Here is a 26,213-nt window from a genome sequence, read left to right as displayed (position 1 = left end):
CGGACTCAGCTCAGGTGCAGGATCTGTTCGATCGGCCCGATGCCGAAGAACACCACGAAGGCCGCGGCCACCACCCAGAGCAGTGGGTGCACCTCCTTAGCCCGGCCCTGCACCGTGCGGATGATGACGTAGGAGACGAACCCGGCACCCAGGCCGTTGGCGATCGAGTAGGTGAACGGCATCAGAGTGAAGGTCAGGAATGCCGGGATCGCCACGCCCCAGTCGGACCAGTCGATCTTGCCGACCTGCGACACCATCATGAAGCCGACCACCACGAGCGCCGGCGCGACCGCTTCGAAGGGCACCAGCGACACCAGCGGAGTGAAGAACATCGCCACCAGGAACAGCAGCCCGGTCACCATGGAGGCGATGCCGGTCCGGGCACCCTCACCGATGCCGGCACCGGACTCCACATAGATCTGGTTGGAGGACACTGAGGCCCCACCACCGGCAATCGCGCCGAGGGCATCTACCAGCAGCACCCGGTCAACGTTGGGGATATTGCCGTCCTTGTCGATGCTGCCCGCCTCGCTGGCCAGGCCGACCATGGTGCCCATGGCGTCGAAGAAGATGCTCAGCAGAATGGAGAAGGCCAGCAGGGTGGCCGCAATGCCGCCCAGATGCGTGAAGGCTCCGCCCAGGTTGACCTGGCCGATGATCGATACGTCCGGCAAGCCGAAGCCCTTGAGGGTCGGAACCACCAGCGACCATCCGCTGGGGTTGGCCGTCTTGCCGTCAAAACTCGGGCCGATGTGGAAGATCGCTTCCATCACGTTCGCCAGGATGGTGGAGACCACTACGCCGATCAGGATCGCGCCCTTGACCTTGCGCACCACCAGGGCGATGGTGAGCAGTAGTCCAACGATGAACACCAGGGTGGGCCAGCCGATCAGCTTGCCGTCAAAGCCCAGTCCCACCGGCACGGTCGTCCCGGCGACATCGGGAATTCTGCGCACAAAACCGGCATTGACCAGGCCGATCAAGGCGATGAACAGGCCGATCCCCACCACGATGGCGGTCTTGAGTCCTTGGGGGACCGCCTTGAAGACGGCGGTGCGGAACCCGGTGAGCACCAGGATCAGCATGGTGAGACCGGAGATCATGATCAGGCCCATCATGTCCGGCCAGGTCAGGCCGGGATGGCTGGCCACCGTCACCGCGACAAAGGCATTCACGCCGAGCCCCGTGGCCAGGGCGAAGGGGTGTTTGGCCCAGGCACCCATCAGAATGCTCAGCACCCCGGCCACCAGAGCGGTCACTGCGGCGACTCTCTCGTTGCCCAGCACCGCGCCGGTGGAGTCCGCACCACCCAGGATCAGTGGATTGAGCACCACGATGTAGCTCATGGCGAAGAAGGTGGCCAGACCGCCACGGATTTCCCGGAACACAGTGGAACCGCGTTCGGTGACCTTGAAATAGTGATCGACGACGGCGGGCAGAGCCATAACAGGGGACCTTCCGGACTTTTCCTCCAGGGGGTGCTGCGCCCTTAGGGGACGCTGCGGGGACACCATCGATCCTATGCCGCCCGGATAACGACGGTGGTATCCGGGCGACAGGACTCAGCCCACCGGGCTGAGAACCGGTGTGGATCAGGCGGTCGCCAGGTGTGTGGCCTGATAGCGGGCCGAAATGGCCTCGCCCACGTTTTTGGCTTCCCGGAGTATCTGCCGGGTGGAGAGGGTCAGACTGTCGCCGACTTCCACGAAATAGAGTCCCATGGCTCTGATGGCACTGGCCAGATCCTGACCGACCGCGAGGCCTAGTGAGGCGAAGAGCCGTCGCAGATGCACCTGAGCACATCGGGTCAGGACCAGGGTGTCCGCTGTGATGATTCCTTCCGAGGTTTGCACGATCCACTGGGCTCCGGTGGATGGAGCGCTCAGGCTCACCGCAGTGGCTTTAGCCTGGCTGCGCACATCCATTCCGTGACTACGGGCGTAGTGGCGCAGGACGCGCATCACTTCATTGCGCTCAGCGAGATGGGCAGTTTCCGCAAGCCCGAGACCGGAGGGGGATCGTGTGCCCAGATCGGGGCCGAAGAGTTCGGTGGAGTCGATCACCACGGAGTCGATTCCCTGCCTGCTGAGTTCACTCGCGACCGCCAGACCGGACAGACCGGAACCAATGACCACGGTGTTAACGCGCTCTGGGGGCATGGCAGCACTCCTCACTTAAACGGTCAGCGGTGACGTATGCGGACGTCGTGAATGCCTTCGGAGGAAACCCCCAGTTTCTCCAGAACGAGGCACTGCTGTGAGCCTAGCGAACAAATTGCGGGTGCGGTAGAGGCATCTGGAACTCCTCTCGAAGGAGTAATCTGAAGGTGTTGTGAGAGCCCAATAACGTGCCGCACACTGAGAGCCCACAGGAGGAGCGGATCATGACTGAGCCAGCGGCTGAACAGCCAGATGTCCAGGACACTGACGGTGCATCAGAAGGGCAGGAGCTTGCGCCTCCCACGGGAATCGTGGTGGGTGTGGATGGCTCCGATCATGGCTATTGCGCCCTGCGATGGGCGGTGCGGGAAGCAAAGCGTCGGCAACGGCCGCTCCATCTGGTGACGGCGTATTCTGTGCCAATTTTTGCTGCCTCCGGCCTGGACGGCGGATTCGCCACGGTGGATGACGATCTGATTCGCCAGGGCGCTCAGGCCGTGATCGACCAGGCGGTGGAACGGATCGCTGATGCCGGGATTGACTATGATGCGCGCATCGAAAAAGGTGACGCCTCCGCCGTATTGCTGGAGTTCTCGCTCACCGCGGAACTGCTGGTTTTCGGTTCGCGGGGTCGAGGTGGCTTCGTCGGCCGTCTGCTCGGTTCCGTCTCCTCTGCCCTGCCGGGACACGCGCATTGCCCCACGGTGACCGTCCCGCTCAAATGCGCTCCCAGGCTCGATGACGCCCAGCCCGAAGCCGCGCAGCTCCGACCGCTGATCACCGTGGGCGTGGACGGTTCAAGCCAGTCCCGCTTTGCCGTGCTGGTCGCGGCGGAAGAGGCACAGCGTGCCGGGAAGGAACTGCGTATCATCTGCGCCGTTCCCCCACTCAATACCGCCGTGGGCTGGCTACCCACACCGATTGACCGTAATGCCCTGTTTGAGGAGATCGAAACCCAGCTCGATGCTGGGCGTGCCTGGTTGTCCAGTCATTTTCCCGGGTTGCCGATCAGCTCGGAGCTGGTCGACGGTGTCCCGATCGAGGTGCTGATCGAGTCCAGCGCCAGCAGCGAACTGCTCGTTCTGGGCACCCGCGGACACGGTGGCTTTGCCGGGATGATCCTCGGCTCGACCACGGACGGTGTGCTGCACCACGCCCGGGGCCCGGTCATGGTGGTCCGTGACCGGGAAGACCCCAGACTGGCCGATCGCGGCGACTTCGGGCCGATGCTCAGCTACGTCTGAGGGCTCATCCACGCGTGAGCTGATTCAGCCGGGCACCTTCCACATCGACATCCGGCAGGATGCGCTCCAGCCAGCGCGGAAGCCACCAGGCGCGTGCGCCGAGGAGGCGCATGGCCGCAGGAACCAGGGTCATCCGGACGATGAAGGCATCGATCAACACACCGAAGGCCAGCGAGAAGCCGATGGGCCGCACCATCGTCAGGTGATTGAAGATGAAGCCGGCAAAGACGCTGGTCATGATGATCGCGGCAGCGGTGACCACGGTGGCCGCATGCCGGAAACCGATCCGCACGGCGACCTTCGCCTCCGCCCCATGGACAAACGCTTCACGCATACCGGAACCCATGAACACCTGGTAGTCCATGGCCAGTCCGAAGAGCACGCCAATCAGGATGATCGGCAGCATACTCATGATCGGGCCCGGGTGGGCGACGCCGAACACTGCCCCCAGCCAGCCCCATTGGTACACCGCCACCACGGCGCCGAAGGAAGCAGCCAGCGACAGCAGGAAGCCCGCGGTGGCCAGCACCGGAACCCAGATCGAGCGGAACACCAGCAGTAGCAACACGAGGGACAAGCCGACCACAATGGCCAGGTAGACCGGCATCGCCTCGGTCAGTTTGGTGGAGACGTCGATATTGGCCGCCGTCTGCCCGGTCAGACCGATCGTGACGCCCTGATCCCGGGAAATATCCGCACCCTTGGCCCGGAGGTCGGCAACCAGGTGCTCGGTGTTGAGGCTGGAGGGGCCGTCATCGCCGATCACCTGGAAGATGGCGGTCCGACCATCGGCACTGAGCTTGGCCGGGACGGCAGCCACCACATGGGACACCTGACGGAGCTGCTCCGCCACATCGAGCTGCTTGACGGTGGCCTGCTCGCTGCTGAGACCTGCAGGCATCTCGCCGACGACGGTGATGGGGCCGTTCATCCCGGCACCGAAGGCGCTGCCGATCAGCGCATAGGACTGGTAGGCGTCCGATTCCGGCGGTTCTGAGCCGCCATCGGGCAGGGCCAGGCGCAGGGTCAGAGCCGGAACCGCGACGACGGCCAGCAGCAGGACCGAGCCGATCACCGCCAGCCAGGGACGCCTGGTGATCCAGCTGCCCCAGCCGGTGGCGCCGTCATCGCTCGCGTGGTGGGTGGTGTGCTCCTGATGTTTTGCGGCTCGCGCCCAGGCTCGCCGGGAGAGCGCGCGGCGGCCCATGAAGCCCAGAATCGCGGGGGTCAGTGTGAGCGAGACCAGCACCGAGGCAGCCACGGTCCCGGCGGCGGCCAGCCCCATCAGAGTCAGGAAGGGCAGCCCCGGAACGGCGAGTGCGGCCAGGGTGATGACGACGGTGACGCCGGCAAAGAGGACCGCGTTGCCCGCTGTGCCGGTGGCGCGGCCAATCGATTCGCCGAGTTCCATGCCGCTCAGCAGCTGGGTGCGGTGCCGGTTGACGATGAACAGGGAGTAGTCGATGCCGACGGCCAGGCCCAGCATCAGGGCCAGTACTGGGGTCATGGAGTTCATGTCGATCACGCCGGAGAGGGCGAAGGTTGCTCCCACGCCGACGCCGACGCCGATGATCGCCATCAGCAGCGGCAGCCCCGCCGCGACCAGGGTGCCGAGCATCAGGATCAGCACCAGGACCGCCACGGCGAGGCCGATGATTTCTGCGGGGCCGGCCAGGCTGCCGAAGTCCTCAGAGAGTTCCTTGCTCGGGTAGACGTTCAGACCCTGATCCTGGAGGGACTTGAGTGCGGAGATGACATCAGCCCGGTCCCCGGCGGAGAGGGCGCTCATGATGACGGAGAAGGAGATCTGCGAGACCGCGACGGTGCCGTCGGTGGAAACGAAACGGATGCCGCTGCTGGCATCGGCCTGCCGTTTGGCCAGATCCAGCGCGGCCTGTTTCGTGGCCAGATCTTTCGCGGCAGCCGCTGCCTGAGCAGGGGGCATCAGGCCAGCTGCCTGCGCCAGCTGAGCCTTGCCAGCATCGAGCTGCTTCTGTCCATCCACCAGTTTGGCGCTGGCCGCATCGATCTGCTGCTGCACCGCGAAGGGGTCGGAAGCGTTCTGTACCTGGTCTTTGCCCTGGAGCCGTGTCAGGACATCGGCCACACTGGTCTTCTGGGCGGCCGTGAAGGCCTTGCCGTCCTTGCTCTGGAAGACCACCGAGGCGCTGCCTCCGCTGGCCTCAGGCATGGCCGCCTTGAGGTGATCGATGACCCGTTGGGTTTCGGTTCCCGGCAGTTTGAAGTCGTTGCTCAGCTGGCCGTGGAAGGCGCCAGCTGCACCGCCGACCGCCAACAGAATGACCAGCCAGAAGCTGAGGACCCACCACCGCCGTCGGTAGGCGAAGCTGCCGAGTCTGAAGAGCATCAGTGCCATGGAGTAGGCCTCTTTCGGGAAATTCTCAGTGGATCTTGTGGGTAGGGGAGTTGGGGGGAAGCTCAGGCGAAGCCGGTGCGGACGTGGTGGAGCGCCGCGGTGATCAGGGCGCGCAGTTTCTCGCTGGCCTGGTCATCGATCTCGCTCTGTGCCTGTCCTTCGAGCCAGAGTTCCACGGCGACCCGACCGCTGGCGATGATGGAGGCGACCAGGGCTCGCAGGAAGAGGGGGTTGGCATCCGGGCCCAGACGCTGTTCCGCTGCGGCAGTGACGCTCTGCGTGGCCTGTTCCCAGGCAGCGAGTTGCCAGCGCTGCACCTCATCCTGTGTCTGCGTCAGATGACAGACTTCCGCCATCCTGGCCAGCGCCGTGGGCTCGACAAAGCTTTCCACGGAGGCGATGGCGGAATCGAGAAGGCTTTCATTCGCCGGCCGATGTGCGAATTCGGCGATCACACCCTCCAGGAAGTTCTCCAAGGTGGCAGAGAGGGCCGCCTCCGGGCTGGAGAAGTAGTTGAAGAAGGTGCGTCGGGAGATCCCGGCGGCTTCGGCGACGTCCTCCGCCGTGAAGTTGCCCAGCCCGCGGGCCCGGAGCAGCTCGACTGCGGCATCGATGATGGCCATGCGGGTGGCGCGCTTGTTGAGCTCACGTCGGGACGTCTTCGGGGAGCCGTCCTTCAGGGATCCGTCATCGAGGGCCATTCCTCAAGCGTAGCTAAAAATGCACCTAGTGCAAACTTGCCTTGAGTGAATGTTTGATGAACGGCAGGTACGGGAACGTCCAGAGCGTCAGTAGCGGCCCACCACGGGGTAGAGGTCCAGGCCGTAGAGCGAGGACAATGAGGTGACCAGAATGCCTTGGGCGGGGTTGAGGGCATGCACCACCTGGCCGTTGCCCAGGTAGATCCCGATGTGGGTGGCCATGGCGCCGTCATAGTTGAAGATCAGCAGGTCCCCGTACCGTGCCTGGGAGAAGGGCACATGAATCGGTGCCTGGCGCCACTGATCGGTACCGCCACGGGCCACATTGACGCCCACGGAGCGGAAGGCTGCCCACACCAGGCCTGAACAGTCATAGCCTGGCCCGGTGCCACCCCACTGGTAGGCACCGCCCACCTTGGAGAGTGCGAAGTTCACCATTCCGGAGGTGTTGATGCCCGATGCCGGAGGTGCAGGGGCGGGAGCGGGTGGGGCAGGAGCTGGTGGAGCCGGCTGGGCTGGAGCGGGTGCTACCGGTGCCGGTGCTGGCTGAGCTGGGGCCGGAATCTGCGCGGGCGGATTCTGAGCTGGTGCCCCGCCGATGTTGTTGTTCTGAGGGGCGGCCTGCTGACTCTGCTGGGCGCTCTGCGCGGCTGCTGCGGCCAGGGCGGCGGCCAACTTGGCCTCCTCCTGTTGCTTCTGCAGCCCGGCCAGCCGGGCATCTTCCAGTGATGCTGTGGTGTCTTTGAGGGTCGCCAACTGGTTGACCAGGGTGGTGCGCTGATCCTGCGTCTGCGTGACGACCGTGTTCTGAGCCGCCAGCGCGGAGGTTGCCGCGTCCTTGGCGCTCTGGGCGGCGGTCGTGGCGTCATCGGCCGCTTTCTGGGCCTGAGCGGCAGCATCCTTGAGTGAAGCCGCTGTGGCGGCGGCCTGCTGTGCGGTTTCCAGAGCGCGAGTGCGGTTCTCGCCGACCGCCTGGAGCGTGGTGGCCTGGTAGGCGGCATCGCCCGTGCCGAAGAAGGTCTGGACCGTCGGATCGACCGTTCCGGTCTTGTATAGAGTGCTGACGATCTGGCCCAGGCCCGCCTGCGCTTTCTGCTGAGCTTTCTGGGCGGCCTGTGCGGCATCCTGCGCGGTCTGTGCTGCGGCCTGTTTGGTCTGCAGGGTCAGCAGTGCCGAGGAGTAGGCATCGCTGGCTTTGTAGCTGGCGGCAGCGACCTGATCGAGGCGATCCCGGGCGCTGGAAATGATGCCCTCGATCTTGCTGATTTCGCTGTTCTTGGAGCTTTCGTTCTGTTTGGCCGCCGCGATGTCCTGATCCGAGGGGATCGGCTGATCGGCGGGCAGGATGGCGGTGCTGAGGCTGGAGGAAGGAGTCTGAGGGAGTGGAGTTGCGCTGGCGGGAAGGGCTGTGCTGGTCAGAAGAAGCGCCGCGCTCGCTGCTGCCGCTACGCCTGTCGTGGCGATGCGACGGACCAGGGGCGATCGCTCGATCGAATTCCTACTCATGCCTCGTAACCTCAATCATCCGGGGGCGCACGGCAAAAGAGCCCGTGCAGCATTCACGAGGTTACATGCCCAAATGTCACTTTGGCAACACTGGTCACATCGTTAACATAAACAACACTGTTGTCATTCTTGAGCAGGCGGCGCGGCGTGTCGCGGCGCATTGGGTGGGAATCGTTCAGCCCCAGCCGAGGTCATGAAGCTGGGCATCATCGAGGCCAAAGTAATGCGCAATCTCATGAATGGCCGTGACCAGGATCTGCTCTACGACCTCTTCGCGGCTGCGACACTGGCTCAGAATCGCCTGGCGGAAGATACTGATTTTGTCCGGAAGTGCGCCAACCTCACTCCATTCGGTCTGCTCAGTGAGCGGCACCCCCTGATACAGCCCCAGCAGAATCAGCCCTGGGTCCTCACCCGGCTGAGGTTCGTAGTGTTCTTCGACCACGATCGCCACATTCCTGATCGCGGCGGCGAGGTCGGCGGGGATCCGGGCGACGGCATCGTCCACGGCGGCCTCAAATTCCGCCAGGCTCATGGTGTATCTGGCCTCGGAATGCCGGAAATGCGGCATCCCTGCGAGTGGGTCGATCATGGGACCAGGCGCAAGGCGCGGCTGGTCTGCATGGCGTCGGTCTTCGTGGGGCTGGCGGCTGTCGCGTCGCTGATCGATGACCAGATCTCATCGAGTGACAGGCTGAGTACAGCCGCAATCGCGGCGACCGTGGAAAACGAGGGAGTGGCGACGCGGCCCGTCTCGATTTTGCGCAAGGTCTCCGGTGAAATACGCGCACGGAGCGCCACCTCCAGCAGGGATCGCTCCGCGCGGGCACAGCGCAACAGCGAGCCGAGGCGCTGGCCGCGCTCGACGTCGGCGGCGGAGAGGGGTGATCGAACCATGGACCAATACTAATACCGGGATAGTATTACCGAGAATGGTGAACGAAATTCAGGAGGGGTTGAGCCGATGATCGAGATCTTTGGTCCCGCGGAACTTCCGCGAGCGCAGGCCAGTGGACGCTTTATTGCCGGTGTTCTGCAGCAGATGCGGGAGCGGGCCGACGTGGGGACAAACCTTCTGGAGATCGACGAGTGGACCGGGCAGCTGATCGCCGAGGCCGGTGCCGTGTCGAGCTATGTGGACTACGCGCCCTCCTTCGGCCGCGGGCCCTTTGGACACTTCATCTGCACATCGGTCAACGATGCGGTGCTTCACGGGCGCCCGTACGACTATGCGCTGCAGGACGGCGATCTGCTCACGCTTGATCTCGCGGCCTCGCTGGACGGCATCGTTGCGGATTCGGCGATCAGTTTTGTGGTCGGGGAGGCCGTCCGCGAGAAGGATGTCCGGATGATCGAGATCACGCAGCGCGCGCTCGATGCCGGCATTGCCGCGGCGCTGCCCGGCGCCAGGGTGGGGGATATCTCCAGTGCAATCGGCGCTGTTCTGCGTGGTGCGGGCTATCCGGTCAATACGGAGTTCGGCGGGCACGGGGTGGGCTCCACTATGCATCAGGATCCCCATATCGCCAACGCCGGTACGCCCGGCCGTGGCTACACGCTGCGCCCGGGGCTGCTGCTGGCCATCGAACCCTGGATCATGGCGGATACCGACCGGCTTATTACCGACGCTGACGGCTGGACGTTGCGCAGCTCCACAGGGGCCCGGACGGCGCATAGTGAGCACACGATCGCTGTGACGGAGGATGGTCCCCTGGTGTTGACCAGTCCCGCCAGCTGAGCCGGGTTCGGTGGGTCTTCTCTGGATCGGGGGCCAGTTTTGCACATCGGCCTCTCTACCCCTATCATTTTAGAGGTCCACTTCGGGAAGCGGACATGTGTTGATGCCCGCAGCTGGGGATCTTCTCGTGTTCGTCGAATGTGTCCGATGCCCCCATCGTCTAGCGGCCTAGGACACCGCCCTTTCACGGCGGCGGCACGGGTTCGAATCCCGTTGGGGGTACAGCAGGAGAAAATGGCTGGTAAGCTGTAACTCTTGTAAAAGCAAGGCCCTGTAGCGCAGTTGGTTAGCGCGCCGCCCTGTCACGGCGGAGGTCGCGGGTTCAAGTCCCGTCAGGGTCGCTAGGTTCCTTACCAGGGAACCCGGTGACTAGTGCACCACGGCTCTGTAGCTCAGTTGGTAGAGCGTTCGACTGAAAATCGAAAGGTCACCGGATCGACGCCGGTCGGAGCCACCAGCTTCAAGCCCCGCATTCAACGAGTGCGGGGCTTTTTGTTTGCCCGGCCCATGTTCCTTCGGACCCCTGGGAAAAGGGGAGGTACTTTTGTGTGTGCTCGGGGAAATCAGACCGCGCAGGGATCCACGGATGCAGTTCCGTAGGCTTCCGCCCAGACTGCGTCGAGTGGATGGGTTTTCGAGTTATGAGTTGTTTTCCGCTTCCACCCGCCATGTAGGTGATCGCTTGCGGCGTCAACCTGATGTAATCGATGGATCCCACGACACTGTGTCGTAGGAGGGCGTTGCCCCGGAACTGACCACGAATTGAAGCCGGTCCCCTGTCGCGGCAGAAAGTGTCACCAGGAACGTCTTCTGCGAGGTGTCTGTCAGCGCCTTAGGGCCGCCAGAGGCTGGCCACACCTGTATATCGTTTTTGAGGATGCGAACCGTGACCCCATCACCTCCCGAGGACTGCTTTCCGACCACCCCGCTGATCGTTGCCGCACCTGAAGCTCCAGCGACGTAAACCCGGGCGGAGTCGGCCGAGACATCTGGATGTTGCCACCCGGCTCCGATGAGAGCGTAGGTATGGGTGCCCTGCCATCGCGAGTTCGTGACATCCCAGGCCATCGGAAGGATGGTGCGGACGCCTGCGGAGTAGTTCCACTCCTCGTAGGACCACCCATTCGCCGTCTGAACGCTTGAGAAGCCAGCAGAGGCTCGGTGAACCGCAGAGGGGCTCTTGAGCTGATTGACGAAGTCCTTAGTCATGTTCCAGTACATCGCGTTGTCGATCACGCCGTCAGTGTTGTACCACTTCTCTGCGGGGGCAACGAGCTGGCTGGTATCTGCTACCTGGATTCCGGTCTCCTCAGCGAACTCGTTGAAGGAATTAATGACCACGACACGAGGCTTGACCGCGCGGTTGAGCACCTTGCTCCAGCAGTCGGCCGCATAGTACAGACCGTTTTTTCGCGACACGGGGGTGTAGCCCGAGACGTTGTTGTTCCAGCCAGGCATCGTCAGCATGACTTCGTCGTTGGACGGCGTTCCATTTGCATCAAGCTGCCAGCCGTATTCGCCAGGCTGTGCTGGGTCTGAGGACGCGAAACGCACTGTGAAGTGGCTCGTTGATGACTTGTCCCCGGTGTAGCTGAGCCAGGCGTTCTGGATGGTCTTCGTGGCATAGACCACGAGAAGTGGCTTGTTATCGAGTTGGTAGTAATAGTTCGCCCCGCCGATCGTCGAGTTGTTGGCGAACTCCGACCAGGTCTGTGCTGCTTCCTGTTCGATCGTGAGGGGGTTCCCGGTCCACTGAACACCGCCGATCGCGAATGCGTAGCGGAGCTGGCGTTTGGCCGGATTGTCGTTGTTCACCTTGAGGCGCTGGGCCACATCTTTCGCGCGGTTGAGAATCGCTCCACTGACATTATTCAGTGAGTTGGTTTCGTCCATCAGGAGCCAGTCAACCTTTGCATCGGTGATTGTCGCGATATGTTCGTCGATCACCGCGGGGTCACCGCTGTCGTAGGTCTGGTAGGAGCCGAGCGTCAACGGGAGATACCGGATTGCAGGCTTACCAGGGAAACCTGCCCAGGTGTTGGTCGAGACCGTGTCGGCGCCACGGTACCGCTCGACATTCCAGGTGCCGCCACCCACTCCTGCGTAGAATGCAACGCTGGCCTTCCATCCGTAGCGATCTCCGGTCACGTTGGCCTGCATGAAATTGCTGGCGTTGAGACCAAAGCCGGAGTTGAACAGGATGTTGTCAGCCGCGATCTTCCCTGTCGATCGGTCGTACTCCCGGCCCACGAGGTCTCCCGACTTGCCGTCGGGGGTCGGGAGGCCGATGTCGGCATTGAAGTAGACGTAAGGTTCGGCATAGGAATCACCGTTGCCGTCGGTCACGAACTGACGCACTGAACCAGCGCCATGCCCAGTCGTCCAGAGGCTCGCAGCTCCGAAGCCTGATCCGGTCGAAGGCGTGATGTACCACGACCCGTCACTGGCGACGTAGTAGATGGCGTCCGCCTTGCCGTCGCCGGTGGCATCGGCCAGAAACTGATTGTTCGTGTTTCCGCCGAACCCCGTCATCCACACTGTGAAATTCCCAAACCCCGATCCGGTGGAGGTCGCAACCGCCCACGTTCCCCCGGCGTCGTTCCCGAAGAAGGCAGCAACGTCCGACTTCCCGTCCCCGTTCACATCGGCAAGAAGGCGCCGTGTGGCGTTGAAGCCGGCACCCGACTTCCATAGGGTCCACTGTTGGAATGAGCTTCCGGTCGACAGTGCGATGTACCAGTCGCCCGCGAAGCCATCGCCGTTGACGTCGCTGTTGAAATAGACCACCGCGTCAGCTTTGCCGTCACCGTTGACGTCTGCAAGGAACTGTTCTGTTGAGCCCAGCCCATGATTCGTCGTCCACACGGTGGGGGAGCTGAAACCGTTGCCGCTTGAAAGCGCCACCTGCCATGTGCCGTTCGAATCGAACGTCACCGCATCGGCTTTGCCGTCACCGTTGACGTCAGCGACGAATTGGTTGGCGCTCGATCCGCCGAAGTTGGTGAGCCAGGTGGGGTTGATCGCTGGCGTCTTCGAATACCAGGTTGAATACCACATCCCGACGTCTGTGGGGGCTGTCGCTGAGACTGTACTGCGCATGGTCGATGCGGCGGGTGGGTGCGTCGATGTGGCGTGTGCAGCCGTTGACTGCGGCAGGATTCCGGAAAGGGTCATTGCTGCCACCATTGCGATGATGAGTGCTGTCAGCCTGAGACGCGTCACGATGCTCTCCTAGAGTTCGCCATTGAACCGTTTCAATCTTAGGCAATAATATTCCGGTTAATTGAATGCATGTCAAGCATTCAGAATAGTGAAACCGAGTTATCGGGTACGGATGTCGAATTCGGCGGCGAGCGTTCTGATCTGCGGGATGGACTCGACGAGGCGGCTCAAAGGTGTGCGGAAGGACAATCCACTCACACTGACGGCACCGGTCGGCTCATGTGGTGAGTCCAGGAAGATTGGGAGAGCTACACAATTCACGCCTGTCTCGTTCTCCTGATCGTCGACGGCGAATCCGTGTTCATGAGCGGCTATGAGCGTGTCAACCAAGGCGTCAGGGTCGGTGATCGTCTTCGCTGTCTTCGCCGTCAGTGTCTGGGTCATCACCCACTCGAGAGCGCTCTGTTTCTCTGGGTATCGGTAGGCAAGGAGAAGTTTGCCAACCGCAGTACGACGGGCCGGATTTCGCCCCCCGATCGTCGATGTGAGCCGGATTGCACCTTCCACTGGGTCGCTCTTCGCCTGGTAGACGACTTCGTCGCCGTCGAGGATGGCGAAGTGGCTCGTCTCCCCGAACTCGCGGGTAAGCGCTTCAAGGAACGGCTCAACTCGCGCGACGCTCGATCGTCGCCCTTGATGCAAGTAGGCAAGACGCACGAATTCGTCGCCGAGCACGTAGGTTCCTCGGCCCAGTTGATTGGCGAGTCCGAGCTTTCGCAACGAAGCAAGGGCGCGATGTACTGTCGGCTTGGCGCTGCCGATCCGCCGGGTGAGTTCGTCCAGCGAGAGCCCATCAGGCTCCTCGGCAAGGGCGATCAGGACCGAGAGAACACGCTCAGCGCCAACCAGGTTCTTATCGTCGGTAGCGACCATGGTAGACACCTCTCAAGTAGGTATTCAGTCTAGCAAATTTACATTCAGACTGTCGGAACTTTCGGCAGCTGCTGCGGAGTTTGCTCGAGATTCACCCCTTTGCGCGCGGTTCACCACCCGGTTCGTATTGTGTTGGTGCCGGGACACAAAATCGCAGCTGGGGGCTCACCGATCGGTGAGCCCCCAGCTGTAATGCAGCTACTTTTTCAGTTCCGCCTTGTAAGCCGTGTCCATCTTCTCTGCGGCCTGCGCGGGGGTGGCCTTTCCAGCAAACAGTTCCTGGACAACCTCATTCAGTGTCTCCTGGACGGAGCTTCCTGGCCAGTCCTGGTCTGGCCAGGGGCCGACCTTGTTGTCGGCCTTGAACTTGGCAACGACCTCCTGCTGGGTGTTCTGCGGTTTGAACGAATCGTTCGGGATTGCCGGCGCACCTCCAAGAGCGTTGGCGAACGCGTTCTGCGCTTCTGGGGTGGCGAGGTAGGCAATGAATTTGGCCGCAAGCTCCGGCTGCTTCGCCTTCGCGTTGATACCGAATCCGGTGGAATCTGCGACCGCCATGTAGTTGCCTGCAGGGTTGTCACCGGTCGGCATCGCACTCATGGTCCATGTTGTCTTAGCTGGGGCGGTCGCCTGAAGGCCACTGATCTCGGAGAAGGCGATGATTCCCAGGGCACCACCATTGCCGACCAGCGTCGAGGCGGCCGGCCAATCGGTTCCATTGACCGAATCGTTGAAACAACCGGCTTTGTTCAACTCAAGCTGCTGCTCGAATGCAGTCTGCCACCCTGATCCGGCGAAGGTAGCGCTACCCGTGCTCTGGTCTTTCGAGAAATTCGGGTTCTTGCCGTAAACCAGTGACGCTACCTGGGAATAGCTCTGAACGACATTGCCGCCCTTCTGGAACAGCGCGAACGCGACCTTGCCCTTCTCTTTGGCTGTCCGGCAGAGGTTGAGCAGCTCGCTGTATGTCTTCGGAGGTGTAGCGCCAACAGACGCCATCGCCTGGTCGTTCCACAGCACGCCGATGCCTGTTGCCCCCAGCGGCACTGAGTAGACCTTGTCGTTCTGCCCGAAAAGGCCCACCTGCTGTTTCGTGAGGTTCTTAGCCCAGCTGTTTCCACTCAGATCAGTGAGCACCCCAGCCTTAGCGAGGATATGAATTCCCATGGTGTTTCCGCTGCCGGGGAAGGTCCTGATCACATCGGGAGCAGTGCCTGCCGCGATCAGGGTCTGCATATACTCGGCGTACGAGTCGGCGTTCGCGGTGACTTTGACCTTGACGCCAGGATTCGCCGTTTCAAAGTTCTTGATGATCTGAGTGAGACGGTCCTGGACGTCAACGGAAACCGTGAGTATCTTGTCACCGCCCCCGGTATCTGCGCTCGTCGAGCATCCGGCGAGCGCACTCGCAAGCGCGGCGACCGCGAGAATAGCGGCACCTCGTTTTCTGTGGGTGAGTTTCATCTTTGAAACGTCCTCTCTCTTCGGAGCGCTGCTCCTGATGGTGATTGCAAACGTGGTTGAAGGATGTGCGGGCGAACGACCATTTAGCCTTTTACTCCACCGGCGAATCCCTGAATGATGTTCTTCTGGAGGAACAGATAGGCAAGCAGGATCGGAATTGACGTCAGCGTGAGCGCCGCGAAGATCACCGGGTAATTTGCGGTGTACTGGCCGACGAAGGAATGAATCCTCACCTGAACCGTTTCCTGACCGCTCCCACTCAGGTAGAGCAGAGGAACGAAGAAGTCATTCCAGATTGCAAGGGCGTTGAGGATTGCCACCGTCCCGATAGCTGGCCGTAGGAGCGGGAAGACGATGTGCACAAAAGTCAGTACGGGCCCGCACCCATCGATCAGGGCAGCTTCCTCGTACTCGCGGGCCGACTCCCGGAGGAAGGTCGTGAAGATGAACACAGTGAAAGGCATTCCACCTCCGATGGCGAGGAGAATGACTGACCACGGCGTCCCGACCAGACCCAGTCCGCTCACCGCGCGGTAGAGCGGCAGGAGGCCCAGCTGGGCTGGAATGACGAGACCGAGCAGAAACAGGTAGAAGACCCAGCGCGACCACCGCTGGCCGATGCGGGCAATGGGGTACGCCGTGAATGCGCCGATCAGCACGATGACGGCCACGCTGACAGTGGTGATGAAAACGGTGTTGGCGATGGCGGCTCCCAGGAAGCCTTCGCGCCATGCCGTGGCGTAGTTTTCGAGAGTGTAGTTGCCAGCTATGACAAGTGCTTCCGAGTTATTGCGCTGATCCTTGAAGGACACGTTGACGAGCCCGATGATCGGAATCATGGTGATCAAGGCTGCGATCGCGAGCGCGGCCTCCAGAGTGAGAGTGCGCCAGGTGTATCGATTAATCATTCGGTCACCCGCCGTGTGGTCAGTCGATATTGGAGGATGGCGAAGGCGCCAACGATGATTGCCATGATCACTCCCAGGGCGGTGCCATAGGGATAGTCGCCCGCCTGGAAACCCTTCTTCAGGATCAGCGTGGAGATCGTCTCCGTTGCATGGAACGGGCCACCCTTCGTCATGACGTACACCTGTGCGAACTGATTCAGGCTTCCGATCATGGTCAGGAGCAGGACGATGACGACCGATCCGTTCAGAAGCGGGAAGGTTACTCGCCAGAACCGCTGGAAGGGGCCAGCGCCGTCGATGATCGCTGCCTCCATGAGTTCATCGGGGATCGCCTGCAGCCCGGCCAGGAATATGACCATGGAGTACCCAGAGAACTGCCACACGATGGTGACGCAGATGGCGCCTAGCGCTGTCGAGGGATCTCCCAGCCAGTCGTGGGAAAGAACTCCAAGCCCAACACTGTCGAGCAGAGAGTTCAGGGCACCCCGCGGAGCAAGCAGGTAGCTCCAGACGTATCCGGCGACCAGAGGAGTGAGGACGACTGGCATGAAGAAGATGGTGCGCAGTAGGTTGCGGGTCTTGAGTCGCTGATTGAGGCCGAGTGCGAGGAGGAGACCGAAGAGGGTCTGGAACAGCGTGACGACAAAGGCGAGCACGAGGGTGTTTTGGATCGCGGAAATAGCGTCCTTGTCGCCGAGCACTTTGGTGAAATTCTCGAAACCGACGAAGGAGAAGTGAGATGAGAGGCCGTTCCAGTCGGTGAAGGCAAAGCCCATTCCCTGCAAAGTAGGCCAGATCACCACGAAAATGTAGACGGCAAGACCCGGAACAAGAAACCACCAGGGGACTCTCAGCCCGGCTCGATGAGGAGCCCGACCTGCTTGCGTGCGACCCAGGGCCGATGCCGGTAGTACTGCCACTGTCGGCCTCCTTGCCTCCGGGTGATTTTTGTGAGCGCGGTGAACGATGAAAGTCGGAGCCGAACCCCGATTGAAACGTCTCAGTAGAGGCTACAATGATTTCAGATAGTCGTCAAATCGATCCAATTAATGGAATATGACGAAAGGTTGGTGTGTATTTTGATACTGCACCGCGACCCGCAGGTTCCCCTCTACGAGACAGGTAACGCCACTATGAAGGTACGCTTTAGCCCCGGCGGCGATCTTGGCCACCGGCTCCACCGAAATTTCGATCGACTCGAATCGGAGCAGTATGCACCGCGGGCGGCTGACAGCGAGCGTCGTGGCCTCTTCCAGGACAGGGACTACGAATGGCCGGCGGACACTGAGGGTCGCGGGTTGCTGGCCTGGGTGCTCCTCGAGCGGGCAACCGGCCGTAGCGCCCTCCACCTACCGACCGCGCTCGCGCTCTTCGATGAGTTCGCGAATTCCGCAGGATACTTCGGTGCACTGGCAAAACCTTCGCTCCATGACGAACAACAACTTGCCGGGCACGGTTGGTTGCTCCGGGCCTTGTGCGAGATCTACGCAGACGGTGGAGACCCTTCCATCCGTGCTCGCATCGAAACCATCGTTCGAGAACTAGCGCTCCCTACCGCTGGAGCACATGCCGAATATCCGATCGATCCGGCCGCCCGCAATCGGGCTGTGGGTGGTGTGATCGGCGAAGCTGCAGAGGTCGTAGGCTCTTGGTGGGTCTCCACGGACATCGGATGTGACTTCATCTTTCTCGACGGCCTGGCCCACGCCGCGACCCTCCTCAATCTTCCCGCGCTCCACGAACTGGTTGAGGAGGTTATTGCGCGGTTCCTGCAGGTGGATCTCCTGGCCATCGAGGCGCAGACCCATGCAACGCTCACCGGGGTCCGCGCACTTCTGCGTTGGCACCACTACACGGGACGTCCGGATCTCCTCCTCGAGGCCATCAGACGTTTCGGAATCTACAAGACTGTGGGCATGAGTGAGAATAGCGGCAACTGGAACTGGTTCGGCCGGCCGACTCACACGGAGCCGTGCGCCGTCGTCGACTCCTTCATGATCGCGTGCCAACTGTGGGAACTCACGGACGATGCCTTGTGGCTCTCCGATGCCCACGAAATCTACTACAACGGGCTCGGGCACGCTCAACGCTTCAATGGTGGGTTCGGTTGCGATACGGTGCTCGGCGCAACTGATCCTCACCCTGCTGTCCTGACTGTCGCGTTGGATGAGGCCTGGTGGTGCTGCACCATGCGGGGTGCGGAGGGGCTGGCCACGGCGAACGACTTCAGCGCACGCCTGCGCCAGGGTGAACTCGCTTTCCCATTTTTCTTTTCCGGTCTGCTGGACGTTGATACTACGGCAGGTCAGCAGGTCTGGCGATGCGAAAGTGCCTATCCGCAGGAGGGCCGGATGTCGCTCACCTACGAATCGGGGCCCGACGAAGCGGTCACCCTCGCCTTCTGGGCCCCTGCGTGGGCCGATGGCGCAACGGTGAAGGTCCGCGGAGAGCTCATTGATGTCACGCCCGACCACGACGACTTCATCCGCTGCACCCTCATCCCCGGGCAGGGGGACACGGTGGAATACGAGTTCGGGCTCGCTCCTCGCTGGGCTGCTCCGCGTAACGAATCGACCTTGCCATGCTCGCGACGCCTCATGCGCGGCCCGATCATGTTCGGTGCAGAAAGTGCCCAAGGTGCGAGGCTCGACGTCGTGCCAGGATCGCCACTGCGCTGGGATGCCAAGTCCCGTAGCGTCATCGACCTTAACTCCATGACGACCTTGTCTCCACTCACCGACATGATCGACCGTTCAAGCTACATCGACTACGCCCGTCAGGCGCTCTTCTCCGCACCGCCGCTGGCCGTGTGAGCTCGAGATCCGTAACCTCTCATGAGTCGCCGGCTGGCCGAAGGCTCAGCCAGCCGGACTGTGGCACCATCAACCTGCTGACCCCGGCGGATACCCGGTGCGTGGCGGCGGTGACACCGTGGATGTCGTAGGCCGTTGCGACATAGTTGCCCGAGCCTTGGATATCGACGACCACTGTTTCCTCGGTGGTTGCATTGACGACGACCATCTCGCTCACATCGTCGACTGGCGCGACGAACCCCGGCTCGTATATGACGGCAACGGAGCGTGCTCGATTCGCATCCATCGCTCGTACGATGGGGTAGTTCGAGTGGGCGAGGGATGGGAGGAGTGCCCCGCCTAGCGTCGTGGGCTTGAGCGTGTTCCACAGGCGAATCCAACTTCGTACGGCTGCAAGCTGCTCCTCAGTAGCTCGCTGTAGCAGAACCGAGATTTGCGGTGTACCAAACAAGGAACTGTGCAGGTGCCTGGCGACTGCAGCGCCATCCAGAGAGTGATCCCACATCATCATGTCCGAATGCACTGGCTGCGGCGTCGTGAAGCGGGCATCGATGATTGATGTCCGATTAGTGACCGCATCGCCCGCGCAGTCACCGGCCCGAACGATGTTGGCGTAAGCCGCCATCGCCGGGCTCACATAAGGTTGGCGGAATTCGATCATCACATCGTCCCGTCCTCGCAGTCGCAGCTGCCCGATCAGATCGGACAGCAACAGACGGGTTGCCTCCCCGACATCGTGGATGTCGCCGGCACTGCTCGTGCCTGCATATTCCATTGCGGTATCGAGAAAATCAATCTTTAATCCGTCGAGATGGAAGTCTTCGATCAGCTTCAGACACGATTCGATAATGAAATTTCGCACTTCCTCGTATCTCGGGTCCAGGATGTATGCGTCGAGGACCGGAATGTAGTGAGGAGCAAACCGTGAAAGTTTCATGAACACGCTGCTCTTCCTGCCGAGGAGGAGCGGACCGATCCAGCAAACGGTCGCCATGCCGTGATCGTGCAGCTCGTCCACGAACTTCATCAGGTCAGGAAACCGTTCAGTATCCGGGACCCAATCCCCGCAACCCTCAAATCGTCGGCCGTCTGCATTGACCTGCCATCCGAAGTCGAGAAAAAGGGTGCGGCAGCCCAATGAGGATGCGAGCCGGGCTTCAGCCGCCACAGCCGCCTCACTGACCTCAGCGTGAAACGAATACCAGGTCGAATACACAGGTTCGGTGGCAGCGGCCGGGACGGCAAGCAACGGAATCGTGATTTTTGAGATGCACCACTGCTTGAGGTAGTCGAGCGTTTCGACCATGGTCAGGCCGTTCACCAGTGCGATATCTGTGGTCTCGCCTAGACGAAAGCCGTTCCAGTCAATTCTGATGAGGAAGGTCGCTTCCTCTTCCAACACCCCGTACTGGATCTTCGTCTCGTCGATCATGCGGTCCAGCGCGAAGCCCAGAGTGGAACGACCGCTGTGTTGATAAACACAGCCCAGCGGCACGGAAGAATTCAGGCTGGTGATGGAGGTGTGGAAGAACCCATCGGGGGGTAGCGGACGGCCCCAACGCCCAGTCGGATGCCAATATGCCACGGAGTCGCCGAGCGGAACAGAGAGCAGCACTGTTACCTGTGGTTGCCCGCTGCCAATGCATTGAACACCCGCCAGCCCATCACGTATTTTGAGCTCGCAATTGGCCAGAACGGTCACCGCCGCGTCGGTGAGTGGAATGGTGATGGTGTATTTCGGCCCATCGAATTCTTCAAGCATCAGTCGTGAACTCCCACTCTCCCGAGCCGACATCGAATCGCTGCGCTGCACCGGCGAGCGTATCGATGCGCTCGCCAGTGTGGGGCGAACCGACCATGTGTGGTGTCTGCGATCCGTCAATAGGTACGTCGACAGTCGCGGTTGCTCCGGCTGGCACGCAGACCTTTAGACGAAATGACGGGGCGCTCGACCAGTTCACGGAGAATTCGCCGCGCACCGAATGGTAGGTGGCGCTCGCCTCCGTGACACCGTCTATGACGGTCGGTCGAATGTGCGCCCTTCGCCAGGCTGTGGAGTCAGGTGCCTGTGCGAGCCCAGCGATATTCTCTTGCATCCAATCATCGATCATCCCCAGCATGAAGTGGTTCTGCGAATTGTCGAAATCGACTCCTGCGGCCCCATACCAACTCTCAGCCAGGGCTGTTGCGCCGAGTTTTATCTGCCATCCGTAACCTGGGCCGTCCTCGTTTCGAACGAGACGATTGATGATGTCGTCTCTTCCATAGTGATGCAGGACGCGAATCATCGACGGCCAGGTGTTTTCGCCAACAGTCACCTGGGTTCCCGCTCGTTCGATGGTGGCGAGGAGTCGGTCGAACACCGCCGCGCGTTCGGCCTCCGGAACGATGTTGAGATCGAGCGCAAGTGAGTAGGAGCCTTGGCTATCACTACCCCAACGCCCGTCGTCGTTGCGGAATGCGGTCGCGAACGCCTTGCGGGCGGATGCGGCACGCGACCGAAACTCCGATGCTGCTTGGTGATCGCCGACTAACTGGCCAACCGTCGCTGCGTCCTCCAGGAGTCGGATGTAGCCGAACGATGCGACCATCGACCGCGGAGTCGAGGCATCGATTGCGATCCAATCGCCCAGGCCGAAGTCCAACAGCCCATCGGCCGAGCGCGAGAAGAGATGCTGGATGAAGCGCGTGATCGGTTGCCAATTCTCCTGAAGGACTCGCTCATCCCCATATTCTCGGTAGTGAGCCAGGGTCAGGAACACGATGGCGCCACCCCAGTTTGGATCATCTCGGAAAGCGGTCGGATCGTCATTGAAGGGGATGCCATTGAAGTCGGCAGATTCAGGAGAGATGCTCGTCACGAGGCCATCCTCGGTCTGGGCGTCACGAAGCTGTTGTAGCTCATCCCGGAGATGGGCTTCTACATCGTAATTTCTTGCTATCGCACCAAAGCAAAGGTAGAGCTGTTCTATCCAACCGAGCTTCTCCCTGTTGGGGCAGTCCGTGAATACCGAATACATGTTCCCTTCGACCGCTCGTCTGATAATGGCATGGAGCGTATTGAGGAAGGAGTCGTCGGTGGTCAGCGATCCTGCTGGCTTGTTGTCGACCCGGATGATCCGCGCTTCGAACGATGCCTCTGTGTCACCCAACCCTCGTACATCGAGATAGCGGAACCCGTGATAGACGGTCTCCGGACTCCAGGTCTGTGCCCCATGTGTCGTGACGTAGCTGTCATATGTGGGTGAGCCTATGCTGTGCTGGTTGATAGTGCCCTCATCATTGACGACCTCGGAAGGCCACATCTCGATTCTCCGGCCAGCGTCCATCTGGGAAAACGAGACGGCCGGCCAGCCAACGATGTTCACTCCGAAATCGACGAGGGCGTCGCCATTCGCTTGCTTTACCACCGAAATTGCCGGCTTTCTCTCGACGACGGCCAACTCCGGTCGAAGGTGCCACCAGGTCTGGTGTAGTGAGGCAGGTCCGAGGCTCACCGCCTGTTCCCATTCATCAGGTTCCTCTGCGATGGAGGCCGTGAGCGCCGACCTGCGTGCGTCTTGATCTTCACCGCCATACCAGTGAGACGAGAGCACGCGCCCGATTGCCGCACTCCACAGTTCGTTGGTCGCGATGGTACGCATGCGTCCGTCCTCGAACTGCAGCTCGAGTTGGCCGAGAACCCGCGGGGGCAGAGCATCGGTGGTGAATTTCGTATAGCGGCTGTGTGGCTCGCGTACCCAAGAGATTCCAGGGGCAAGAGATATTCGGAGGGAGTTGTGGCCTTCTTTCAATAGCGATCCAACCGACCGGGCCTGCGCAGGCAGCCTCTGAGACGTCGTCGAATAACCGGGGGCGAGCACGCCGTCCCCGGCAGCCATGGCGTTGATCGTTGCCTGATAGACGCCGGCCCCTGAGGAATACCAGGTGGCACTCGTCGGGAGGTCATCGAGAGTGAAGTCGAATCCGAGAACCGGGCAGGGTAGATCCGCATCGGGCGATGGGTTCGTCCACCATGAATGTGTGAGCCATTCCGCTGACCACTCCTCGGCGGCGAGGAGGCCGACTGAGAATTGCGCAAGCTCGGACCACGTGACCGTATTTTCGCGCCGTAGGCCAACCCGCCAGACCACGGAACTTCGGCTATGCAGAGGCGCTCCCTCCCAGAGAGCTGACCCAACACTCTCGCCGGAAAGTTCAGTAGACCAGAGATCTGCAATCCCCGAGATGAGTCTGTCGGCACAGGTCGCGGCCTCGATGACAACCGACGTAGGCAATTGCGGCCTTTCGAAGTGCCAGGACAGTCGAGGGCGTACTGTTCCGATGCCGAATGGATCGGCTGTGCCTTCGGTCTTCAGCCCCGTAGGGCGGTTTGGTGAGGTTTCCGGGAGTACCGTCATCCGTTGTTCCTTGATCGTGAGGGGTGTCCTGCTGTCAGCAGGAAGCGGGAACTTTGGTGCCCACCTGGCTAGGGTGTGACGTAGGAGAGCACCGGATCCCATGTGGTCGCGTCATAGTAGTTCGTCCCACCTTTCGAAATAATGAAGGCAAGTTGATCGCCAGCTTTGACAGCGAATGAACCATCGATCGGAATTCCTGCGGTGTCCGTTCCTCCGAGAGCCCAGACGCCGCTCGCCGGAAGCGCTGCGGTGCCGTTCTGGGTGATTTGGTAAAGCACACCGTCGCCCCCACTATCTCGCTTAACGATGAGCGTAGTGACTTCGACGATGCCGTCGCGGGGGGCTGTCCACACGCGGGCAGTCGGTACTGCGTCTGGGTGCTGCCAGGTGCTTGCGATCAGGTTGAACTGACCAATTCCTTGCCAGCGTCCTTGTGTCGGGTCCCATGTCATGGGTTGGAATTGGCCGCTCACGACAGATGCATAGCTCCACTGGTTCGCACCCTGGGTGGAGCTGAAGCCGCTTGACGCAGCGTAACTGTCGTAGGTGATGACCGGTGACCAGGTCGTGGTGTCGAACTGGACTGTCTGATTCTCGTTCACGACGAACCGGAGGCGGTCCCCCGCAGCAACTTGCATCGTGAAATCGTGACTGACTCCGGCGGTGTTATTCGCCGCGAGATACTGCCAGCCCTGGGTTGGCCACACCTGGGTGGTGTTCTTCAGTACAGCCACGTTTACGCCGTCGCCCGATGTCGCATCTGCTGCTTTCGCAACTCTTCCTGTCACGCGGATGGTGCCTGCCTTTGGGGCAGTCCAGGTTCGTACTGCATTCGACGCGTCCGGGTGCTGACCGGTGGATGTGACGATGGTGTTCGGGTCCGTGCCCTGCCACCTTTGCTGTGCGTCGTCCCATGTGAGATTGCTGAAGGACCCATTCGGGTTCTGCTGCTCGTAGGACCACTGGTTCTGTCCCTGAGTGGATGAGAAGCCAGCCGAAGCGTTGTACGCCGCCGACGGGTTGGTGTTAATGGTGATCTGCGATCGATAGATGTTGTCGACGTTGTAGTCACCGCCTGTGTTTGGACACCCCTTCTCATCGAATTGCAGCCAGAAGGAGCCATCGGTGGAACTCATATCGGACGAGGGGCCATTCGGATCGACAAACGCCGAATATGGGTTCATGTACCCACTCGGAGCTTGATCGACCACCGTCTCCATAGCCCATCGGAGCCCGTCGGAGGAGGACCAGAGTTCCAGCCGGCCTGTCAACTGATCCTGAATCGTCATGAGATATTTGCTGATTGCCGTGTTGTACACAGCATCCGAGTGGGTGTCGGGGCTTCCGAAAACGTTCGGCAGGATGGCGTCCCCGGGTGGCGCCATCCAGTTGGGACCGGTGGCTGGGCTGGAGAAAGTTCCGTTCACATACTTCTTCCAGGTGGTGACGGTTCCCTGCTTGGCGGCAGCGATGACGTCGGTGATGGGGGCAGACATCACGGACGGATGCCTGACCCAGGCAAGTGGATCTGACGACTCGCCTTGGGTTCCATCGTTGAAGTAAACGTAGAAGTTTCCGTTGACCATGACGTACGGCACACCACCGATATTGAGTTTCGGATTTCCTGGCATGCCGATGGTGCCCAAGAACTTCCAGCTCTGCCCGTTGTTAGAGGAATAGGCGAGCCCGATCGAGAAGTCCGGTGTAACGCTGCCTTCGTAGTAGTGGTTCGCCTCGTTGTGGGTGAAGGCGAGTTGTTCCGTTGCACTCACCTGATACACGTTCTGGACCCACACGTGGAAGAAGCGATAGTTCACAGTGTCGACGTTCGTCATGTCGAGCCAGTCGGTCTGATTGGGTGCGTCTGCTGTCTTTGTGGCCAGTGGGGCATCGTCCGGACCGGAGTAGTGTTCGAGTTCGACGGAGTTCTTGACGAGGGTGGTGTTGACTTGACCGTTGCTGCCTTTGGTGGTCACGAACGAGCTGTCGATCGTCTGGTCAAGGCGACTGTCCGAGTAGAGAAGTTGCTTCCGTCCGACATCGATCGTGTATGGCAGCTGGTTCGCCGAAATCGTCACGTTGTCGAAAGCCCAGGCCGAGGAGAATGACGCTAACCCGAAAGAGCCACTAGCAAACGTAGAGTCATTTGCTGAGATGATCGGCGACGTCTGCGAATCAACGAACACCTGGATCTGCGCACCGGTATTCTGCACTGTCAGCCGGTGATACTGCGTCATGTCCAGACCTGTGTGTGCTGTCGCGAGAACGGTGTTCACACGATAGAGGTCTACGTCCCCATTGGCGCGGATATAGACGGTGAATCCACCATCGAAGGGTGAGTTGGAATCGGCCATTTTCTTGAACTGGATGCCTGCCCAGGTCATGTTGCTGCCGTCGTTGTTCATGACACGGAGGTCCACGCTGTAGGTTGCGTCCCCGAACCGGCGTCCCGTTAGCGCCGTCGCTGCCACACCTTGGTTGATTTGAGACTGTTGATACTCCCCACCACCGACAGCCCAAACCCCGGACATGGGGTTCCAGTTCGCTGCTCCCATGGTGAATGTATCGAGATACCCATTCGTGCCGCTTGCAAGAAACGAGGCCTGAGCGGGAGTTGGCTGTATCAAAGCAGTCACACCGACAGCTGCCATCAATGTGGCTGCAATCAACGCAATGCTTCGTCGAACTGCGGTCGATCTCATGACGCGAATCTCCTTGGGTGAAGATGGTCGACACTATGTCACCTTGCATCCTAGATTAATGTCGAATATTGGACAAGTATTCCATCTATTGGTAATCAGGCAAGTT

General features: G+C 61.0%; 18 protein-coding genes and 3 tRNA genes. 6 read left to right on the top strand and 15 right to left on the bottom strand.

What is annotated here, in order from left to right; translation table 11 throughout:
* Positions 1-5: 5 nt before the first annotated feature.
* Positions 6-1,445, bottom strand: coding sequence for an NCS2 family permease (locus QQM37_RS05830; RefSeq protein WP_285725646.1), 1,440 nt, complete (start codon positions 1,443-1,445; stop codon positions 6-8).
* A 147-nt stretch (positions 1,446-1,592) separates the two neighbouring features.
* Positions 1,593-2,159, bottom strand: coding sequence for an FAD-dependent monooxygenase (locus tag QQM37_RS05825; RefSeq protein WP_285725645.1), 567 nt, complete (start codon positions 2,157-2,159; stop codon positions 1,593-1,595).
* Positions 2,160-2,383: 224 nt separating this feature from the next.
* Between QQM37_RS05825 and QQM37_RS05820 the strand changes: the two genes are divergently transcribed.
* On the top strand, positions 2,384-3,403 hold the full coding sequence (locus QQM37_RS05820; RefSeq protein WP_285725644.1) for a universal stress protein: 1,020 nt from the start codon (positions 2,384-2,386) through the stop codon (positions 3,401-3,403).
* Between the two features lie 4 nt (positions 3,404-3,407).
* On the opposite strand, the gene QQM37_RS05815 is transcribed toward QQM37_RS05820, so the two are convergent.
* From QQM37_RS05815 to QQM37_RS05795, 5 genes are all read right to left on the bottom strand, one after another.
* Positions 3,408-5,780, bottom strand: coding sequence for an MMPL family transporter (locus QQM37_RS05815; RefSeq protein ID WP_285725643.1), 2,373 nt, complete (start codon positions 5,778-5,780; stop codon positions 3,408-3,410).
* A 62-nt stretch (positions 5,781-5,842) separates the two neighbouring features.
* Positions 5,843-6,481 (bottom strand): TetR/AcrR family transcriptional regulator, encoded by a 639-nt coding sequence (locus tag QQM37_RS05810; RefSeq protein ID WP_285725642.1) that lies wholly within the window; start codon positions 6,479-6,481, stop codon positions 5,843-5,845.
* Between the two features lie 87 nt (positions 6,482-6,568).
* Positions 6,569-7,987 carry a C40 family peptidase gene (locus tag QQM37_RS05805; RefSeq protein ID WP_285725641.1) on the bottom strand — a complete coding sequence of 473 codons (1,419 nt, stop codon included), beginning with the start codon at positions 7,985-7,987 and terminating at the stop codon, positions 6,569-6,571.
* A gap of 175 nt (positions 7,988-8,162) precedes the next feature.
* Positions 8,163-8,579, bottom strand: a complete 417-nt coding sequence (locus QQM37_RS05800) for a metallopeptidase family protein (protein WP_285725640.1) — start codon at positions 8,577-8,579, stop codon at positions 8,163-8,165.
* The gene (locus QQM37_RS05795; protein ID WP_285725639.1) at positions 8,576-8,884 is read right to left on the bottom strand and encodes a helix-turn-helix transcriptional regulator; all 309 of its coding nucleotides are present in this window, start codon (positions 8,882-8,884) and stop codon (positions 8,576-8,578) included. The genes QQM37_RS05800 and QQM37_RS05795 overlap by 4 nt, the downstream gene beginning before the upstream one ends.
* Positions 8,885-8,951: 67 nt before the next feature.
* On the opposite strand from QQM37_RS05795, the gene map reads away from it, so the two are divergent.
* The 4 genes from map to QQM37_RS05775 all read left to right on the top strand — a co-directional run bounded on the left by map (position 8,952) and on the right by QQM37_RS05775 (position 10,182).
* Complete coding sequence (map, locus tag QQM37_RS05790) at positions 8,952-9,725, top strand: type I methionyl aminopeptidase (RefSeq protein WP_285725638.1); 774 nt, start codon at positions 8,952-8,954, stop codon at positions 9,723-9,725.
* Between the two features lie 149 nt (positions 9,726-9,874).
* Positions 9,875-9,947 (top strand) — tRNA-Glu (locus QQM37_RS05785).
* A gap of 45 nt (positions 9,948-9,992) precedes the next feature.
* A tRNA-Asp gene (locus QQM37_RS05780) sits at positions 9,993-10,066 on the top strand.
* Between the two features lie 40 nt (positions 10,067-10,106).
* Positions 10,107-10,182 (top strand) — tRNA-Phe (locus QQM37_RS05775).
* 233 nt (positions 10,183-10,415) lie between these two features.
* On the opposite strand, the gene QQM37_RS05770 is transcribed toward QQM37_RS05775, so the two are convergent.
* From QQM37_RS05770 to QQM37_RS05750, 5 genes are all read right to left on the bottom strand, one after another.
* Positions 10,416-12,947, bottom strand: coding sequence for an FG-GAP-like repeat-containing protein (locus QQM37_RS05770; RefSeq protein ID WP_285725636.1), 2,532 nt, complete (start codon positions 12,945-12,947; stop codon positions 10,416-10,418).
* A 99-nt stretch (positions 12,948-13,046) separates the two neighbouring features.
* Positions 13,047-13,820 carry an IclR family transcriptional regulator gene (locus QQM37_RS05765; RefSeq protein WP_285725635.1) on the bottom strand — a complete coding sequence of 258 codons (774 nt, stop codon included), beginning with the start codon at positions 13,818-13,820 and terminating at the stop codon, positions 13,047-13,049.
* 198 nt (positions 13,821-14,018) lie between these two features.
* Positions 14,019-15,284 (bottom strand): extracellular solute-binding protein, encoded by a 1,266-nt coding sequence (locus tag QQM37_RS05760; RefSeq protein ID WP_285725634.1) that lies wholly within the window; start codon positions 15,282-15,284, stop codon positions 14,019-14,021.
* A gap of 83 nt (positions 15,285-15,367) precedes the next feature.
* Positions 15,368-16,192: a carbohydrate ABC transporter permease gene (locus QQM37_RS05755; RefSeq protein ID WP_285725633.1), complete on the bottom strand. Its 825-nt coding sequence runs from the start codon at positions 16,190-16,192 to the stop codon at positions 15,368-15,370.
* Complete coding sequence (locus tag QQM37_RS05750) at positions 16,189-17,112, bottom strand: carbohydrate ABC transporter permease (protein ID WP_285725632.1); 924 nt, start codon at positions 17,110-17,112, stop codon at positions 16,189-16,191. The genes QQM37_RS05755 and QQM37_RS05750 overlap by 4 nt, the downstream gene beginning before the upstream one ends.
* Before the next feature lie 213 nt (positions 17,113-17,325).
* Here QQM37_RS05750 and QQM37_RS05745 point away from each other — a divergent pair, with 213 nt between their 5' ends.
* Positions 17,326-19,005: a glycoside hydrolase family protein gene (locus tag QQM37_RS05745; RefSeq protein WP_285725631.1), complete on the top strand. Its 1,680-nt coding sequence runs from the start codon at positions 17,326-17,328 to the stop codon at positions 19,003-19,005.
* Positions 19,006-19,024: 19 nt separating this feature from the next.
* Here QQM37_RS05745 and QQM37_RS05740 read toward each other — a convergent pair whose 3' ends face one another.
* From QQM37_RS05740 to QQM37_RS05730, 3 genes are all read right to left on the bottom strand, one after another.
* On the bottom strand, positions 19,025-20,767 hold the full coding sequence (locus QQM37_RS05740; RefSeq protein WP_285725630.1) for a glycoside hydrolase family 36 protein: 1,743 nt from the start codon (positions 20,765-20,767) through the stop codon (positions 19,025-19,027).
* A complete protein-coding gene (locus QQM37_RS05735) occupies positions 20,760-23,405 on the bottom strand; it encodes a family 78 glycoside hydrolase catalytic domain (RefSeq protein WP_285725628.1) in 2,646 nt (881 codons plus the stop codon). The genes QQM37_RS05740 and QQM37_RS05735 overlap by 8 nt, the downstream gene beginning before the upstream one ends.
* Before the next feature lie 68 nt (positions 23,406-23,473).
* On the bottom strand, positions 23,474-26,107 hold the full coding sequence (locus QQM37_RS05730) for a hypothetical protein (RefSeq protein WP_285725627.1): 2,634 nt from the start codon (positions 26,105-26,107) through the stop codon (positions 23,474-23,476).
* Positions 26,108-26,213: the final 106 nt, after the last annotated feature.

Origin of the sequence: Psychromicrobium xiongbiense, from assembly GCF_030271165.1 — a bacterium.
In the GTDB taxonomy this organism is placed as follows: Bacteria; Actinomycetota; Actinomycetes; order Actinomycetales; family Micrococcaceae; genus Renibacterium; species Renibacterium xiongbiense.
The sequence above is the reverse complement of the archived record's forward strand: the minus strand, read 5'-3'. Positions and strand labels throughout refer to the sequence as shown.